This is a genomic window from Paenibacillus sp. URB8-2, from assembly GCF_013393385.1.
GTDB lineage: Bacteria > Bacillota > Bacilli > Paenibacillales > Paenibacillaceae > Paenibacillus_AQ.
Window position 1 is genome coordinate 5,402,114 of record NZ_AP023239.1, and the last position, 17,157, is coordinate 5,419,270.

Consider the following 17,157-nt stretch of genomic DNA (forward strand, 5'->3'; position numbering starts at 1 on the left):
TTTTTCTTATAAGGAGCATACCATATTTGTTATGAATAAAGTACAAATTGAGCTGTTCGTCAAAATTGCCGAAAGCGGCAGCTTCACGCGGGCCGGACAGGAGATGAACATGACCCAGCCCGCGGTCAGCCGGGCGATTTCTACACTTGAAGCCGAGCTGGATGTGCAGCTGCTGGTGCGGGACCGGCGCGGTATTGCGCTGACGGAGGTGGGCAAGCGGATTCTTGTCGCCTTTCGCGACATTCTCAAAGGTTTCGGCAAGGTGGAACAGGAAATCGCAGCGGAAAAAGGGCTCGAAAAGGGCCTGATTTCCATCGGCGCTTTTCCCGCAGCCTCGTCCTATTTCATTCCGAAGATTATCGGCGCCATTAACCGGCAGTATCCCCAGCTTGAATTCCGTCTCCATGAGGGAACGATCGCCGAAGTGAAGGAATGGCTGGAGACAGGAGTGATCGATGTCGGCATTTTGATTCCGCCCGCTGACGAATTCGACTCTTTTCCTCTGTTCCGAGAGAAGCTGTACGCGGTTCTGCACGCCGGGCATCCTCTCGCGGAGAAGCCTGTCGTTAAGGTGCGGGATTTCGAGAGCGAGGCGATGCTGATCTGCAAATCGGGCTACGAGCCTCCCGTCGTCGAGTTGTTCCAGAAAACGGGGGTGAACCTAAACCCGAAATACGTGATCAACAGCTATCACACCGCCCTGAATATGGTGCGGGAGGGACTGGCCTCCGCCGTTATGTCCCGCCTGTCCCTGCTGTCCCCGCCGGACGGCGTAGCCATCCGGGAGCTTGAGCCTGCGGCATACCGGGACATCCACCTTGCGGTGAACTCAGCCGAAAGCTGTTCCATTGCGGTCAGGCTCTTTATCGACACGGCGCTGAAGCTGTTTGCCGGGACGGAAACGGAAGGCTTAAACCGGGACGGGCATAGACCGTATTGATCGAGGTGCTGGCCTATTCAGAGCGAATCATCATTTCGCCGCGCTGCACAGCGCGGCAATATTAATATTTGAGGAGGATTGAAGCATGAAATATGAACGTCTCGGAGCAAGCGGGCTTCAAGTATCGCAGCTGGGGCTCGGCACCAACGCCTTCGGCAAGCGGGCGAATCAGGCCGCTTCCACGGCGGTGCTGCATACGGCCCTGGACAACGGGATTAACTTCATCGACACCGCCAATATATACGCCGGAACGGAGTCGGAGCGGATCATTGGAGAAGCGCTCGCGGGCAGGAGGCATGAAGCCGTACTCGCTACAAAGGCCGGTCTGGTGAGAAGCCCCGGACCCGGGGGCAGCGGTTCGTCCAGATTTCATCTCATACGGGAGCTGGAGGAAAGCCTCCGGCGTCTGAAGACGGATTATGTGGATCTGTACCAGATTCACACCTTCGATCCCCATACGCCGCTGGAGGAAACGCTACGCACGCTGGATGACATGGTATCCTCCGGCAAGGTGCGCTACATCGGCGCCTCGAATTATGCCGCATGGGAGCTGGTAAAGGCGCTCGGCATCAGCGAACGGATGGGCTATGAGCGCTATGTATCGCTCCAGTGCAGCTATTCGCTGGCCGACCGCACGCCGGAACGGGAACTGGTTCCGGCCTGCCTGGACCAGGGCGTCGGCATTATCCCGTACTTCCCGCTGGCCGGCGGCATCCTGACCGGCAAATACGGCGCGGGAAAAGAAGCCCCTACAGGCTCCAGAGCGGACACCGATCCGAACTTCGCCCGGTTCCTGACCGATGAACGGATCACTCTGGGGCGGGAGACGGCCGCGCTCGCGGCGGAGCTGGAGACAACGCCCGCCGCTCTGTCCCTGGCCTGGCTCATAAGCCGTCCGTCTGTGTCCACCGTTATCGTCGGCGCCACCCGGGCGGAGCAGTTGAAAGAGAGCCTGAAGAGCGTTTCCCTTGCTCTGAGCGCCGAGACGCTGGAGAAGCTTGACACCATAAGCCGCCCTTTCATCCACGGCGAGCCTTTTGCCGTGTACCGTCTGCCGGAGTGACGGGCGGGCAGCAGCTTACTGCCAGGTCAATTCCTTTTTTTCACCCTATGTTGCCTATTGGAAAATCAATATAAATCTTCCTTTGGCATCGACAAATTAGGACAAGTTATTTACTCCAAAGCTGATATACTACAAGGCAAAATCGGCATATATCCGGTTTATACCATTTTCAGGGAGGAACAGAATTTGAGAACAAAGGTCGCTGCTGTCGTAGGTTCAATGCTGATTGCCACCAGCCTGTTAGCGGGGTCCGGGTATGCCAAGCAGGCCAACCAGGCCAACCAGGCGCCTCAGAAACAAAAGTATGTGATTGCGTTTCAATTTTCACTTCCGGTAGACTATGAAACAATAGTGACGAAAGCGGGCGGTACAGTGCTTCGGGCCATCCCGGAATTAGGCGGACTCGAAGCTGAATCCGAAAGACCGGACTTTCTTTCAAATCTGAACGGGATTTCCGGCATTCAAGCGGCCAACCCCGAATTGGAGTACAAGCTGGATGAAGATACCGCAGCCGCCGACGGCCAGCCGGTGACCGATATTCCGCAGGACGCCGATACGTATTGGTCCTATCAATGGGACATCCAGCGGATTACGAATAACGGCGCCTCCTACAATCTGGAAACAGGCGGCACGACGAACCCCGACGGAACAGTCACGCACAAGGCGGTTGTAGGCGTCATCGATACGGGAATCGACGCCGACCACCCGGACCTGAAGGCGAATTTCCTCGGTGGCGTGAACTTTGTCCCGGCAGGTGTCGACGCCAGTGAAACAGGCGATCCGAGCGACATCAGGGACCGCGAAGGCCACGGCACGCATGTTGCCGGCTCCATAGCGGCCAGCGGCAAGGTCAAGGGTGTAGGTCCAGGCCTTGGCATCCGGTCGTACCGTGTATTTGCGGCCGAGGGCGGCGCGCCGACCTCATGGATTGCCGCGGCCATCGTCCAGGCAGCCAAGGACAAGGTCGACGTCATCAATATGTCGATCGGAGGCTACGACGGCATTGCCAGATACACCTATAACGGTATCAAGTACAACGACGTGGCGGATTTCCTTCTCTGGAAGCGCGCGCTGCAGTATGCCGTAGGCCGCAACGTTACGGTCGTCGCGGCCGCAGGCAACGAGTCGCTGGATTTGAACGACTCGAAAGCTGTGGTCAACTATATAAACCAGACGTACGGCTACCTCGGCCTGACCTTCAAAAGCGCCGTTAGAGAAGTGCCGGGCACGCTCCCGGGCGTCATCAACGTCTCTTCGTCGAATCAGTGGTCTTCGGACAAGATCGCGTTCTATTCCAACTACGGCAGCGCGATCGACGTCGCCGCTCCCGGCGGGGACAACGGGCCGGTCTATGATGCAAGCCGAAATCTCGACGAGCGGGATTTCCATTACCGCACGCTCAGCACATGGCCGACCTACCTGGAGCCATACTTCACATCGAACTTGAGGGGCTATGCGCTCCTGCACGGCACTTCGATGGCGGCTCCGAAGGTTGCTGGCATTGCGGGCGTCATCAAGGCTGCGCATCCGGAATATACGCCGGCTCAGGTGCAAGCGCTCATCAAGCAGACGGCCAACGATCTGGGTAAGCCGGGGCAAGATCCCCTGTTCGGCTCGGGCGAAGCCAATATCTTCAATGCCTTAAGCCGGTAATCACGCCTCCGGCCTGAATGGCTAAGCACCCTAATGTTCAAGCGGCATCACGGCATCAATCCCCTCTCTTCTTAGAGGCGGGATGTTTTTCTTTTACTCCAAAGAGAGCGGTTATAATGAAAGAACGCCGCCAATTAGGGCTGCGGGGGGCTCCCCGGATTCGGAACAGGAAAACGAAAGCTGATTATGGAGATGATGCCGTTTTGGATATTAGGATGATTCATAAAGACCAGGCATGGCGGCTGCGTCATGAAGTCATGTGGCCGGAAAAGGATCTCGATTATGTAAAGCTTAAAGATGATGATGAGGGGACTCACTTCGGGCTTTTTGAAGGGGAAGCGCTGATTTCAGCCGTCTCTCTTTTTGTACATGGATCGGAAGCGCAGTTCCGCAAGTTTGCGACATTAACCTCGCATCAAAATCAGGGGTACGGGAGCCGATTACTGTTCCATATCCTCGGGGAAGCAGAGCAGGCCGGCGTGAAACGGATTTACTGCAATGCCAGGAGCGGAAAAGTTTCGTTCTATGAAAAGTTTGGATTAACCCCAACAGCAAGCACGTTTACTAAAGGCGGCAAAGATTATATAGTGATGGAACGGTTCTTCGGGTGAGAGAATAAAATCATTGATAAGTCCTAAAACAGGAGCAGGCCAGCCGGTATTTCGGCTGGCCTGCTTTGTTTAGGTTTGGACTTGAGGTCCGCTCTTTTCTAACCTTGACGGTTCGGTTACACCGCGGACAGGAAACGTTCCATGTCTTCATTCACGGTCGTGATTCCGCCGATGCCGAACGTCTCGACCAGAACCTTCGCCACATTCGGGGACAGGAAGGCCGGCAGCGTTGGGCCGAGGTGAATGTTTTTGACGCCCAGGTACAGCAGCGCCAGCAGCACGATTACCGCTTTTTGCTCATACCAGGCAATGTTGTAGGAAATCGGCAGGTCATTGATGTCCTCCAAGCCGAATACTTCCTTAAGCTTCAGCGCGATCACGGCGAGTGAATAAGAGTCGTTGCACTGGCCCGCATCGAGTACGCGCGGAATGCCACCAATGTCGCCAAGGTCAAGCTTGTTGTACTTGTATTTGGCACAGCCAGCAGTCAGGATCACCGTATCGCTAGGCAGCGCCTCGGCAAAATCGGTATAATAGTTCCGGCTCTTCATCCGTCCGTCGCAGCCTGCCATGACGAAGAAGCGCTTGATCGCACCGGTCTTTACCGCGTCGACCACCTTGTCGGCCACTCCCATCACGGCCGCATGGGCAAAGCCGCCGACAATTTCGCCGCTCTCGATTTCGACCGGAGCCGCGCAGGTCTTAGCCTGCTCGATGATGGTGGAGAAGTCTTTCGGAGCGCCGTCTTTACCTTCCCCGATATGCTTGATGCCGGGATAGCCCGTGTTGCCTGTCGTGTACAGACGGTCCTTATAGCTGTCCTTCGGCGGCACCACGCAGTTGGTCGTCATCAGAATCGGACCGTTGAAGCTATCGAATTCCTCATTTTGTTTCCACCATGCGTTGCCATAGTTGCCGACAAAATGGCTGTATTTTTTGAAAGCCGGGTAGTAGTGGGCTGGCAGCATTTCGCTGTGCGTGTACACGTCGATGCCCGTTCCCTCCGTCTGCTTGAGCAGCTCTTCCATGTCCTTCAGGTCGTGGCCGCTGATGAGAATGCCCGGGCGGTCGCCGACGCCGATGTTCACCTTCGTAATTTCCGGGCTGCCGTACGTCTCCGTATTGGCACGGTCCAGCAGCGCCATAACGTCAACACCGTACTTGCCGCATTCCATAACGAGACCGACCAGCTCATCCGCGGTCAGCTCATCGTTCAGCGTGGCGGCAAGTCCGCGCTCAAGGAAAGCCTGCGCGCCGGCTTCATGGTAGCCGAGCACTGCGGCATGCTCCAAATAAGCGGCCATGCCCTTCAGACCGTAGGTGAGCAGCTCGCGCAGGGAGCGGACGTCCTCGTTCTCGGTTGCAAGCACGCCGACAGCCGCCGCTTTGGCTTCCAGTTCTTCGTCTGTGCCTGGCGTCCATTGCGCGGCGTCATGGCCTCCGAGCGACACATCTGCAAGCGAGCCGGCCAGCCGTTTTTTCCAGCCATCACGAATGACGATCCCTTCTCTGACTCTCGCAATAAATCCGTCGCGGTCGAAGTTGGCGTTGGTGATCGTTGCGAACAGGCTCTTGATGATGAAATGCTCTGAAGCAATGTCAGTCACGCCGAGTTCCCGGCCCTTTACCGCATAAATGGAGATGCCCTTCACCGTGTACAGCAGAAGATCCTGCAGATTGGCGACATCGCTCGTCTTGCCGCAGACCCCCTGAATCGTGCACCCCGTTCCTTTAGCCGCCTCTTGGCACTGAAAACAAAACATACTGCTCATTGAATAATCGCTCCTTTTATTCATTTTCATCCGTCTGCCATCTGTGTCTTTACTTGTTACTATTGATTGTAGTAGACTGACGTCGAACAATCGGTAACGGATGTTACCGATTATCTAAAATTATTGTCAAAAATCGGAGGAATCCCATGAAGCCGGAGCCCGGTGTGCTGCAGACCTGTCTGTTTTTCCGCGGGAAGAGTGTAGAGGAGCTTGACGCCATCCTGGAGACGATGCGTTACACCGTCCGGGACTGCCGCAAGTCGGAAATGATTATCAGCGAAGGCGAGACCGCCGATCGGCTGGGGATTGTTCTCTCCGGAGTGGTCGAGGTTCACAAGATTCATCCCGGCGGAGGCGGTGTAACCATCGCCAGGCTGGGAAGGGGGCAGACCTTCGGGGAAGCGGTGCTGTTCCGGAGGGAGAATGTATATCCGGCCACCATTATTTCTAAGGGGCCCAGCACCGTAATGTTCATCGGTAAGCAGGAGCTGCTGCGCCTGTTCGCTGCCGATACCGACATGCTGTCCAGATACATGGAGAACCTGTCCGAGCGGCTCGTTATGGTCAACCGCAAGCTTGAAATCCTGTCGGCCGGTTCGCTGCGCCGCCGGGTGGTGCATGATTTGCTGCATCAAGCGGACAGGCAGGGCACGGATATTATCCGGCTGCCCTTCAGCCGCAAGGAATGGGCCGAGCATCTGAATGCCGCCCGTCCTTCGCTGTCCAGGGAAATGGGCCTGCTGCGCGACAACGGCTGGATTGCGTTCAAAGGAAACACGGTCACGCTGCTGGACCGGAGGAAGCTGGAGGGGATGATGGAGCGGGAGGAATAAGGCTGCAGCCCCAGGAGTTTGCCGAGTATGCACAATAGAGATGAAAAAATGACCTTCCTTATTCAGGAAGGTCATTCTCCTCGGTCTTCAGCAGCCTGTCGGCAATTAACGCTTGTTCAAACAACAGAACCAGTTCGCCGTCATAATGGATGCCCGACAGCCGCTTGAGCTCGTCCATCGCGACTTCGGCTGGAAGCCCCTTCCGGTAAGGCCGGTCAGAGGTCATCGCATCAAAGGTATCGGCAATGCCGATAATTTTGGCCTCGAACAGAATCTCTTCCTCCTTGATCCCGTAAGGGTAGCCGGAACCATCCAACCGCTCATGATGCTGCAGGATAATGATGCAAATATTGTTGTAATATAAATCCTTAACCATAACATAGCCGTCATAAGAATGACGTTTCACAATCTCGAATTCCTCTGCCGTCAATCGCCCCGGATTGTTCAGAATTTCTTCCGGCGTATGGATTTTACCAACATCGTGAAATGCGGCCGCAAAATATAAATCTTCCAGCTTGTCCTTAGGCATTCTTAACATTCTGGCCATCATCAGGCAGTATTTTTGTACTCGGCCGCTGTGCTGGTACGTATAGTTATCTTTCTCTTCTACCTGTTTAAGAACATTCTGCAGCTTTCTGATCCGATGACTTATGAGATGAAACGCCGGCTTGGTGGTGTACCACAGCAGCTTCATCTCTGTCAGACTGCTGAAATACACCGCTTCCTGCAGATAGTGGGTGTAGAAATAATCGCCTTCACCCAGGATGACATTCCCATTATCGCCTTTATAACTGCACTCGCCTTCCAGTATGTAGAAGAACTCCATCGTATCGGCTTCTTCGCCGGGATAAATATAGAATTGCTTATCTTGCTTAATCGTCTGCAAAATTACTTCAGAGCCGTCACCTCTTGCCAGTAGCAGGTGGTCAGTGGATAACTGATGTTCTTGCGCAATGCTGTCTCCTTCCCTTCCCAAGTTCAGGCCCTTCATAATTTCAACCCTTTCTTATAACTCTATAGCGATAGGATCGATCCAAACCTCGCGATCTGCGATCTTCACAAGCTTCCAGAAACGTTCGGCAACCACGCCCAGTTCAGCCGCTTGAGCGATGGCTGTGTCGGCGATTTGCAAGGTTTCGTTATATAGATCCGTAACCAGCTTGTCCAGAGCGCTGGTGTAAATTTTGGTGCGTTCAGCGATCAAAGTGCCTTCCGAAGCTGCTTCCGCATTAAATTCGGCGATTTGGTCCTTCGCAGCCTCCGAATCCGCTCCCCCGGGGGTGAACAACTGATCGACCAGCTCATCGGAAGCCGTCTTCACTTCCGCTACATCCGCCGATACTTGGGCATTGTCCGGATTCAGCTCCGCTGCAGCCTTGAGCTGCTGGATTACTTGAATATCTCTCAAGTAGGCCTCTTGTAGTATATCGGCTTCCGCGACAGCTTTTTCAATCTTTTCGTCAATTTCTTGGTTGGCATTCTCAATAATTTGGAGCGCTTTCTGCTGATCTTGGGTGAGGTTGTCCGCCGCCGGCGATGCAAAGACCGCGCCGCTGACCAGAAACAGCGCCAGCATAAAGATCGAGCCGCTTGCCAATAGCTTCTTTAACATGTCCACTATCCTTCCGCGAATGGGTTGAATTTCAGTTTAATTATAGTATCGAAGGTTGCCGTTTGCCAGTTTTATCCGTCGAAAAATGCGCGGAATCGACGGATTATTAGGAATTTTTCTAACACTTTTCAACATTGATGATCCGGCGGGCATACTGGCGGGTCCAAGCCTGCACCTGACTCTCGGCAATCGGACGGCTGATATAGTAGCCCTGTACCTTGTCGCAGTTCACTCGTCTCAGGAAATCGAGCTGCTCCTCGGTTTCGACTCCCTCCGCGGTAACGTTCAGGCCCATATCATGTCCGATGGCGACGATGGAGCCGGCCAGCGGCATGCTGCTCCCTTCGCCCGGAAGGCCGTCAATAAACGATTTGTCGATCTTCAGCGTCGTGATCGGCAGCTGCTTCAGATAGCTGAGGGAGGAATAGCCTGTCCCGAAATCATCCAATGCGATGCCGATGCCCTGCTGCTTCAAATACTCCAACTTGATGCTGATCTCTTCAAAAGACTCCATAATGATGGACTCCGTAATCTCCAGCTCCAGGTACCGGGGGTTCAGCCCCGTTTCGCGCAAAATAGCCAGCACCGTATCCGCAAAATTGTCCATCAGCAGCTGGATTACCGATATATTGACCGAAATATGATACGGTCCCAGCCCCTGGCGGTGAAGTCCGGCAAGAAAAAGGCAAGCTTTGCGCAGCACCCATTCCCCTATCGGGATAATCAGGCGGCAGTCTTCCGCAATCCCTATGAAGGATAAAGGGGAGACAAAGCCGAGAACCGGGCTGTTCCAGCGAATCAGCGCCTCGAATCCCCACAGTTCTCCGGTGCGAAGAGTCACCTTGGGCTGGTATTGCAAGGACAGCTCGTTGTTATCGATGGCCTCCCGCAAATGCTTCTCGATGATCACCCGCTCGTCAAAATACTGCTGCATATTCTGTCCGTACAGCATGTACGTTCCCTTGCCCGCCTGCTTGGCCCGGTACATGGCTATATCGGCGTTCTTGAGCAGTGCCTCGGCGGTATTGCCGTCCCGCGGATACTGGGCGATCCCGATGCTGATCGAGACATGCACAGTGCTGTCGCCCAGCTGAAACGGCTCGTTGAAGCTCTGGATCAGCGCCTCGGCGTACAAAACCGTCTGCTCCTGCCGCTCCGTGTCCTTTAACAGAATGACGAATTCGTCTCCGCCGAAACGGTAGTGTCTGCTGCTGCCGGTGGTCAGCGCCAGCAGCCGCTCCCCAGCCTGTGTAAGCAGCTGATCGCCGAACGTATGCCCCATCGTGTCGTTAATATATTTGAAATTGTCGAGATCCAGAAAAAACAATGCCGCCTGGCCGCTCTCATTCTCCTCGATGAACGCCTTCAGTTCTTCCGTCAGCGACAACCGGTTCGGCAGTCCGCTGAGTTCGTCATTGAAAGCAAGGACCCGGTATTTCTCCTCACTTGCCTGAAGCAGCGCCTGGTTCTCGACCACCTTGTTGTACTGCTCCAGCAGTTCATCCTGCAGGGCGGTCAGTTCCTCATACGTCGATTCCAGCTCCTGATAGCTCATCTGAAGCTTGCTCTCATAGCCTTTGCGGTCGGTGATATCCGTCATCGAGCCTGCAAACCGGACATAGCCGCCCTCCTCGTTCCGCTGCACCTTGCCTCTGGCCTGAAACCACTTGTATTCCCCGGATTTGGCGCGTATCCGGTATTCGCTGTAATAGTATACCGTTCGTCCTGACAGGTGTTCTTTCCGCTGCCGGTCCTCCTGTTCAAGGTCGTCGGGATGAATAATACTGCTCCAACCGATATAGTGCTCGTCAATCTCCCCGATTTCATAACCCAGAAGCTCGTACCATCTGTCCGAGAAGTAATAAGTCATCGTCGTCATATCGAGGTCCCAGATAACCGCATCGGCGCCGAACGCCGCCAGGCTGAATCTCTCGTTGCTCTCCATCAGCTGTTTGCGGATTCTTCTGACCACCCCGGCATGGAACAGCAGAACGAAAATAAAGATAAGCAGCACGGCAAACGCCCCGATAAGGGTGATCACAAGGCTTCTATACGTTTCATAAAAGGAAAACGGCTTATTGACCAATTCGCTGCCTGAAGGAAGGTCCTTTAGCGCAATCCCAAAATGATTCAGCTGATTAAAGTCGAACACGTCGCGGCTCGTGCCGGCGTAAGAGACGGGAATGCGGTTCGGACTTTCTCCCCGGAGCACGCGCAGCGCCACATTCGCAGCCTTCTCCCCCTGCAGTTTCCCGCTGAGCAGGCTTCCGCCGAACGCACCGTGATTCAGCCCGAAATCATACGTATGATAGACCGGAACGGCGCTGACGGCCGTAAGCTCGCTTGAAAAACGGTCAAATTCGGTAATTCGGCCCGTAGAATCGCTGTAATAGGTCGTCATCAGCAAAATGCTGTCCGGTTTAAGCGATGCCGCCGTCTGTTCCATTTCTTCTTTGGACATCCGGTTCATCGGAAAGACCCGCAGTCCAAGACCAAGCGACTCCAGCTTGTTCATGACCAGTTGGCCGGTGGACAAGCCGCTTTCCGAATTGTCGTAAATGACATAGACGTTGCGGATGGAGGGATTGAGGTAAAGCGCCATTTTCATCGTTTCGGAAGGATCGATGTTCTCGATGATGCCGGTCATGTTCCGCCGGTCCTTGATCCGATTGAAACCGACCTGATTCACGCCACTGAAAATAATGGGGGCGTCGTTTAACAGTTCTTTCCGGTGACGTATGGCAAAATCAAGCGCGATATCGTCCGTCGCCAAGATGGCGTCAAAATGTTTGTCCGCATATTTCCCCTTGATCATCTCGTAGAAACGCTGCAAATTGTCCTCTTCCGGATATCGCTTCCAGTCCAGATACTCCGTATAGATGACGGGCGGCGCCATCGCATTCTTCAGCCGGTCCACAATGCCGTCATTCTGATCATCGGTCCAGGCGAAGCCTTTATGGTAGGAATGGAGAATCAGGACATTTTGCTGGGGAGGTTCCACTGCTCCTTCGGCCAATGGCGGGCAGAGCCCCGTCAAGAACAGAACGAGCAGTAATAACCACCCTATCCGCTGCTTTGTTGTATAAGCCATTCCTGATCCCATATGCTCACCCCACTCCTCAATGCCTGTATCCAGCTACCAAAAGCTGCCGGTAAATTTCGACAATATATTAATTCGAGGCCTAATTCTCCCCTCCTTCTATTGTCGGAAGAAAGTCTGAAATTTTAAATGCAAGTTTTCACATTTGTCGTAAGAAGCCTCGGAAATATTTTTTAAAAAAGGACTGAAAACTCGCGTATGCTAACCGGTTGACATATGCAGTTCCCGACTCTTATACTGAATGTATCTTCCTTGTCTTACCGATCTGCCCACCATTCCAATTGAACAGGAGCCGATTGAATTGACCATCAAAAATGAGATTATGCTGATTACGTATGCCGACAGCCTAGGCAAGAATTTGCAGGAGACCGCCGAACTGCTCTCCCGGCATTTTAACGGTATTGTGGGAGGCGTGCATATTCTGCCCTTTTACCCCTCCTCGGCTGACCGCGGATTCGCTCCGCTCACTTACGAGGAAGTAGACCCTGAGTTCGGCACATGGGATGACGTCGCCAAAATAGAAAGCGGTTTCTACTTAATGTACGACTTCATGATCAACCATATCTCGCGCAGCTCCGCCTACTTCAAAGACTTTCAGCAGAACAAGGATGCCTCTCCCTACCGCGACCTGTTTATCCGCTACAAAGACTTCTGGCCGGGCGGCGAGCCTACGCAGGAAGATGTGGACGCCATTTACAAGCGCAAGCCGCGCGCGCCTTATATCGATGTAACCTTCGCGGACGGAACAACCGAAAAAATCTGGTGCACGTTCGACGAGGAGCAGATCGACCTCAATTTGTATACGGAAACGACCAAACAGTTCGTGAGGGAGCAACTACGGGGATTGGCCGAACGGGGCGCTTCGATTATCCGTCTGGACGCTTTTGCATACGCTACCAAAAAGCCGGGCACCAGCTGCTTCTTTATCGAACCGGACACTTGGGAAATGCTCGATGAAGTTAAAGCCATTCTGGAGCCGTACGGAACCGAGCTTCTCCCGGAAATACACGAGCATTACAGCATTCAGCTGAAGCTTGCGGACAAGGGCTATTGGGTATATGACTTCGCGCTGCCGATGCTTGTGCTGCATGCGCTGTACAGCGGAAAGGCGGAACGGCTGACACACTGGCTGAACATCTGCCCTCGCAAGCAGTTCACCACGCTGGACACGCATGACGGCATTGGCGTTGTCGACGCCGCCGATCTGATGACTCCCGAAGAAATCGAGGAAACGAAAAACAATCTGTTCTCCCAAGGCGCCAATGTGAAACGGGTCTACAATACGATGGCTTACAACAATCTGGACATCTACCAGCTCAACTGCACGTACTATTCGGCCCTGGGCGACGATGACGACGCCTATGTGCTGGCCCGCGCCATCCAGTTCTTCGCGCCGGGCATTCCGCAGGTCTATTACGTCGGGCTGCTGGCCGGCAAGAACGATATCGAGCTGCTGGAGCAAACAAAGGTCGGCCGCAACATCAACCGCCATTATTATACGAAGGAAGAAGTCGAAGAGAATCTGGAGCGTCCCGTGCTGAAACGGCTGTTCGCGCTGATGAAGTTCCGCAACAGCTGCCGCGCTTTTGACGGCGACCTGACCGTAATGGACACAGGCGAGGCGTCTACGTTAGAATTGATTTGGACGAACAGCCCGCTTCGGGCTGCGCTGCGCGCCGACCTTGCGGCACGGACATTCACCGTGCATTACACGGATGAGCATACCGGCGAAGAGACGCTGCTTACCGGCGTATAACATTTTTCCTAATATAAAACCAAGTTCCTACGGGGCGCGTTTCATCTTAAGGGATGAGGCGCGTTCCTTTTCAAGGAGCCTGCAGGCAGGAGCGATTGCATGCCCACCATTAAAGATGTGGCTTTAAAGGCCGGGGTTTCCGTTACCACCGTATCCCGGGTGCTGAATAACAGGGGATATTTGAGCGAAGAGCTGAAGAAAAAAGTTTACGGCGCCATGGAGGAGCTGAACTATCGGCCCAATGAGCTGGCCCGTTCGCTAAGCCGCTCCAAGTCGAATATTATCGGACTGATTATTCCGCATGCGGCGCATCCCTTCTTCGGAGAATTGGTCAGCCACATCGAGGAGCATGCCTACCTGCACGGGTACAGGCTGCTGCTGTGCAACTCCCATCTGGACAGGCAGAAGGAAGCGGAATACATCGATATGCTGCGCTCCAGCCGCGTCGACGGCATTATTCTGGGCAGCCACACGCTGGAGGTCGAAGACTACCGCCAGATTCATCTGCCCGTGGTCACGTTCGACCGGCGGATCAGCACCGACATCCCCTATATTTGCTCTGATAACTACCGGGGCGGGGAACTGGCAACGGCGCTGCTGGCCGACAAGGGCTGCCGCAAAATCGCTCATATCGGCGGTCATCCCCATCCCGATCTGCTGGCGCTGAAGAGACTTGACGCCTTCAAGGAGATTGCTAAGCAGCGCGGCCTGCAGCATGTCGAGGTGCATACCGACTTAGATGGGTTTAACTTCGAGGGCTATGAGCGCCTGGTCAACCGGCTGCTGGAGGAGCATCCCGACGTGGATGGCATTTTTGCCAGCAGCGATGTGATTGCCGCCTATGCGCTTAAAGCTTGCCTGGCCAGGGAACGACGGGTGCCCCAGGATATCAAAATCGTCGGCTACGACGGCATTTCGCTCCGCGGGTTGCTCTCTCCCGTTCTCACAACCGTTGCCCAGCCGATTGCCGGGATGGGCCAAAAGGCGGTCGATCTCATCATGGAGCAGGTGCAGGGCAACACGGTGCCGATGGAAAATATCTTTCCGGTAGAGCTGATTCAGGGAGAAACGACGTAAACGGCAGCTGGACGCCTAGTCGAGAGGACGTGGCGTCTGGTGATTGTATGTAGACGAAGGGCTAACCGGGAATTTCTGGCCAGCCCTTTGTTTGTTGTTTGTAGAAAATAAAGTCTTGTTCTGCCACTGAATGTTTAAACGATCGTGTCCTGTTTGCTTAATCAACTAATTTTTAATCAATATCAGTCCGAAATTTAGCTTTTCCTCACAACGCGCTTCTGTGGCCTGCTTTCGGGCTTTCGGAGCGCTTTTTTATTGAACCCTAAACCTTATTTGGATTCCCCAATTCTCCAATTGGGGGACCAAGCGAACTTACCGGCTTTAAGAGGGTAAGTTCCATTACCTCTAGATCGTCCTACATAGGGCATTATTGCCTCTGCGCTTCTCTCCAATCATGCCCTGTCAAGAAAAAACCGCGTGATTGCCTCCGCTGTGCTTGCGACAATATACGTTGAAAAAGGAGCAACTCCGCCAGGATCATTCTCAATTTGCCACAGCGGAGTCGCACATCCTTGTTCTGTTTAACCAATAAGTTCAATAAATTGACATAAAATTACTTATTGAAGAAAAGGTGACAGTTACTTTCACACCAGCTGAAGGTGGGAAACCAACACCTATCTTTACAACGCAGGATCAAACAATACCCCTTGGTATCGGCAGTACATATTACATGCAAGGTTCAAGCTGGATGATTTTGTACGGATCAAATGTGGTGAGTCTTTCTGGAAATAAGGCTACCATGATTGGATATGGAACCGCCCAAGTTGAAGCGTTCAAATCCAATGGTGCTGCGTTGGGAGTTTATACTTTCGTCGTTCAAAGATAGTTCTCCAAAAATGAAGGAAGAAAACGAGGTTCTCCTTGTTTTCTTCCTTTTTATTCCTAATTCTATTTAACAGGAATAGTAATTTCTAAATCCGAAAGGTACTCAATTTTTGGATTTCCCTTGTCGTCTAGCTGAAACTGACTCGGATCATTAGTTTGATAAAGATATATATATGGTTTGATAGTGATAAATTCAGGGAGAGATTTAAACGGTTCAAATCTTGAATCGGTTACCAATACATCCCCGCCTGTCGCATTCCACCCATTCCCGGTAATGAACTTGAGTTTATTCCCGTCAGCATCCAAAATATCGTATCCGATAGGAGACTGAGTGAAAGTTTTAGCGGATTTTCCAGTAAAATTAATCCTTGTTGTGATGCTTGTTGTAATCGGCGTAAACTCTACCTTTTCCAAACTTAGGCTGATGTCACCATAGGTCCGTTGTACGGAAGGGGTCAGAACTACGTTGTTGGCCGTGTTCTTTTTAACAGGAATATGGATTACAAATGGCTCCTGCACATCTGTTAAGGTTATATCCATCGTTAATTCAAATTCATCGGGAAAAGCTTGCCCCCCCTGATTGCGTAAATCCGAGAACTCCAGAATCGCAGAATTTGCATTTTCGTTTGGAAAAATATAAGGTCCGATAGTGTTGCTGGTATTGGCAGGCGCAAACGAGTTAATGTCTTTCCCGTCTATAGACAAATGTACGTTCTTAATTTGTTCCTGCACGCTGTATGGTAAAGCTTTGTCTCCGAACTCTTTACGTTCAATGCCAACCGAAACACGTGTTCCATCAAACATAATAACCGGAATTTCCAAGGTCACTCCTTCGTGAGTAGTCTCCATATTCAGAGCCGTCAGCATCCCTTTTTCATCTGCTGTTCTTAGTCCCAAATCACCCGCCAAGCGAAATATCGAATCCATCCCTGGAATTTGCTTCAAAGAATCCGCCATTACGGGGGAGACAAATCCAGAGCCAAACACAAGAACAAGGGCCATAGTTGCGGAAGCAATAACCCACACCGATCTGCGTCTTCGCCCACTTTTTTTGTGACTTCCAGACTCTTTTATGGCGTCATAGTTTTGTAGGGTACGTTCCACCAAATCAACGGTAACAGGCGTCTCACGGATTTGCTGCTTTAATCTCATGATTTCCTTATCTTCCGCTATCGGCATATTTCGCATAGATACTCATCCCCTTTTTTTGAATTAATTTCTTACGGAGCCGTTCATACTTTTTCCTGACCGTTGTGGGATTTAAGTCCATAATGTCCGCAATTTCGTCATAACTGTATTCTTCGAGTGCACGTAAGAGTAAGATTTGTTTTTCTTCCAGACTTAGGTGGTCCAATAACTCATTAATATAATCCGAATATTGGTATGTTTTGTCCTGCTTCATATTCATTTTGTACTTCAAGTATGTTTTGTAATTTCTGCTTTTCTTTTTTAATAGGTCGGTGCAGTGATTGTAAGCAATTTTGTAAAGCCAGGCTGAGAAGGAAACCGTTGGGACAAAACCGTGGATATTCTGAAGTCCTTTTATGAAAATATCCTGAGCGGCGTCTTCTGCTTCTTGTTGATTTTTCATCAAATAAAAGCAATAAATAAAAATTGGCTTTTGAAAACGAGACACTATAAATGTATAAGCTTGAATATCTCCTGACTTAACCTTTTCTATTGCATCACCAATCTCAGCGTTCTTTTCTGAAGTGTCGAAACTGCTCATTTGAGCTCCCCCCTTTCAGCCTATATAACTGAAATTGACGGTTGTTTGTGACAACCAACCAAAATAAATTTTTTTGCACTATTGGAATTTTACTCAACATCAACCACGAATACGATTCCAAGACACCAGGGCAACCAGAACTCCGAAGAGCTGCCGCTCGCTCCAGTCTACAACTTTATATTTCTA

13 protein-coding genes are annotated in these 17,157 nt (G+C 52.3%); 7 read left to right on the top strand and 6 right to left on the bottom strand.

Going from position 1 to position 17,157, the window contains the following annotated elements; translation table 11 throughout:
* Positions 1-31: 31 nt before the first annotated feature.
* From PUR_RS24950 to PUR_RS24965, 4 genes are all read left to right on the top strand, one after another.
* Positions 32-940 (top strand): LysR family transcriptional regulator, encoded by a 909-nt coding sequence (locus tag PUR_RS24950; RefSeq protein WP_179037540.1) that lies wholly within the window; start codon positions 32-34, stop codon positions 938-940.
* Between the two features lie 85 nt (positions 941-1,025).
* Complete coding sequence (locus PUR_RS24955; RefSeq protein WP_179037541.1) at positions 1,026-2,003, top strand: aldo/keto reductase; 978 nt, start codon at positions 1,026-1,028, stop codon at positions 2,001-2,003.
* A gap of 186 nt (positions 2,004-2,189) precedes the next feature.
* On the top strand, positions 2,190-3,656 hold the full coding sequence (locus PUR_RS24960; RefSeq protein ID WP_179037542.1) for a S8 family serine peptidase: 1,467 nt from the start codon (positions 2,190-2,192) through the stop codon (positions 3,654-3,656).
* A gap of 215 nt (positions 3,657-3,871) precedes the next feature.
* On the top strand, positions 3,872-4,267 hold the full coding sequence (locus tag PUR_RS24965; protein ID WP_442953855.1) for a GNAT family N-acetyltransferase: 396 nt from the start codon (positions 3,872-3,874) through the stop codon (positions 4,265-4,267).
* A gap of 116 nt (positions 4,268-4,383) precedes the next feature.
* On the opposite strand, the gene hcp is transcribed toward PUR_RS24965, so the two are convergent.
* The gene (gene hcp / locus PUR_RS24970) at positions 4,384-6,039 is read right to left on the bottom strand and encodes a hydroxylamine reductase (RefSeq protein ID WP_179037543.1); all 1,656 of its coding nucleotides are present in this window, start codon (positions 6,037-6,039) and stop codon (positions 4,384-4,386) included.
* A 146-nt stretch (positions 6,040-6,185) separates the two neighbouring features.
* Here hcp and PUR_RS24975 point away from each other — a divergent pair, with 146 nt between their 5' ends.
* A complete protein-coding gene (locus PUR_RS24975) occupies positions 6,186-6,872 on the top strand; it encodes a Crp/Fnr family transcriptional regulator (protein WP_179037544.1) in 687 nt (228 codons plus the stop codon).
* Between the two features lie 58 nt (positions 6,873-6,930).
* Here the strand turns inward: PUR_RS24975 and PUR_RS24980 are convergent, their stop codons facing one another.
* The 3 genes from PUR_RS24980 to PUR_RS24990 all read right to left on the bottom strand — a co-directional run bounded on the left by PUR_RS24980 (position 6,931) and on the right by PUR_RS24990 (position 11,587).
* Complete coding sequence (locus PUR_RS24980) at positions 6,931-7,863, bottom strand: HD domain-containing phosphohydrolase (protein ID WP_232101638.1); 933 nt, start codon at positions 7,861-7,863, stop codon at positions 6,931-6,933.
* A gap of 15 nt (positions 7,864-7,878) precedes the next feature.
* Complete coding sequence (locus tag PUR_RS24985) at positions 7,879-8,484, bottom strand: hypothetical protein (RefSeq protein ID WP_179037546.1); 606 nt, start codon at positions 8,482-8,484, stop codon at positions 7,879-7,881.
* 118 nt (positions 8,485-8,602) lie between these two features.
* Positions 8,603-11,587 carry an ABC transporter substrate binding protein gene (locus PUR_RS24990; protein ID WP_232101639.1) on the bottom strand — a complete coding sequence of 995 codons (2,985 nt, stop codon included), beginning with the start codon at positions 11,585-11,587 and terminating at the stop codon, positions 8,603-8,605.
* Between the two features lie 298 nt (positions 11,588-11,885).
* Here PUR_RS24990 and gtfA point away from each other — a divergent pair, with 298 nt between their 5' ends.
* The gene (gene gtfA / locus PUR_RS24995; protein WP_179037548.1) at positions 11,886-13,340 is read left to right on the top strand and encodes a sucrose phosphorylase; all 1,455 of its coding nucleotides are present in this window, start codon (positions 11,886-11,888) and stop codon (positions 13,338-13,340) included.
* Between the two features lie 99 nt (positions 13,341-13,439).
* Entirely contained in the window at positions 13,440-14,417 is a 978-nt protein-coding gene (locus PUR_RS25000) for a LacI family DNA-binding transcriptional regulator (protein ID WP_179037549.1), read from the top strand.
* A gap of 888 nt (positions 14,418-15,305) precedes the next feature.
* Here PUR_RS25000 and PUR_RS25005 read toward each other — a convergent pair.
* Positions 15,306-16,430: a DUF4179 domain-containing protein gene (locus tag PUR_RS25005; protein WP_179037550.1), complete on the bottom strand. Its 1,125-nt coding sequence runs from the start codon at positions 16,428-16,430 to the stop codon at positions 15,306-15,308.
* Positions 16,402-16,971 carry an RNA polymerase sigma factor gene (locus tag PUR_RS25010; RefSeq protein WP_179037551.1) on the bottom strand — a complete coding sequence of 190 codons (570 nt, stop codon included), beginning with the start codon at positions 16,969-16,971 and terminating at the stop codon, positions 16,402-16,404. The genes PUR_RS25005 and PUR_RS25010 overlap by 29 nt, the downstream gene beginning before the upstream one ends.
* Between the last annotated feature and the right edge of the window lie 186 nt (positions 16,972-17,157).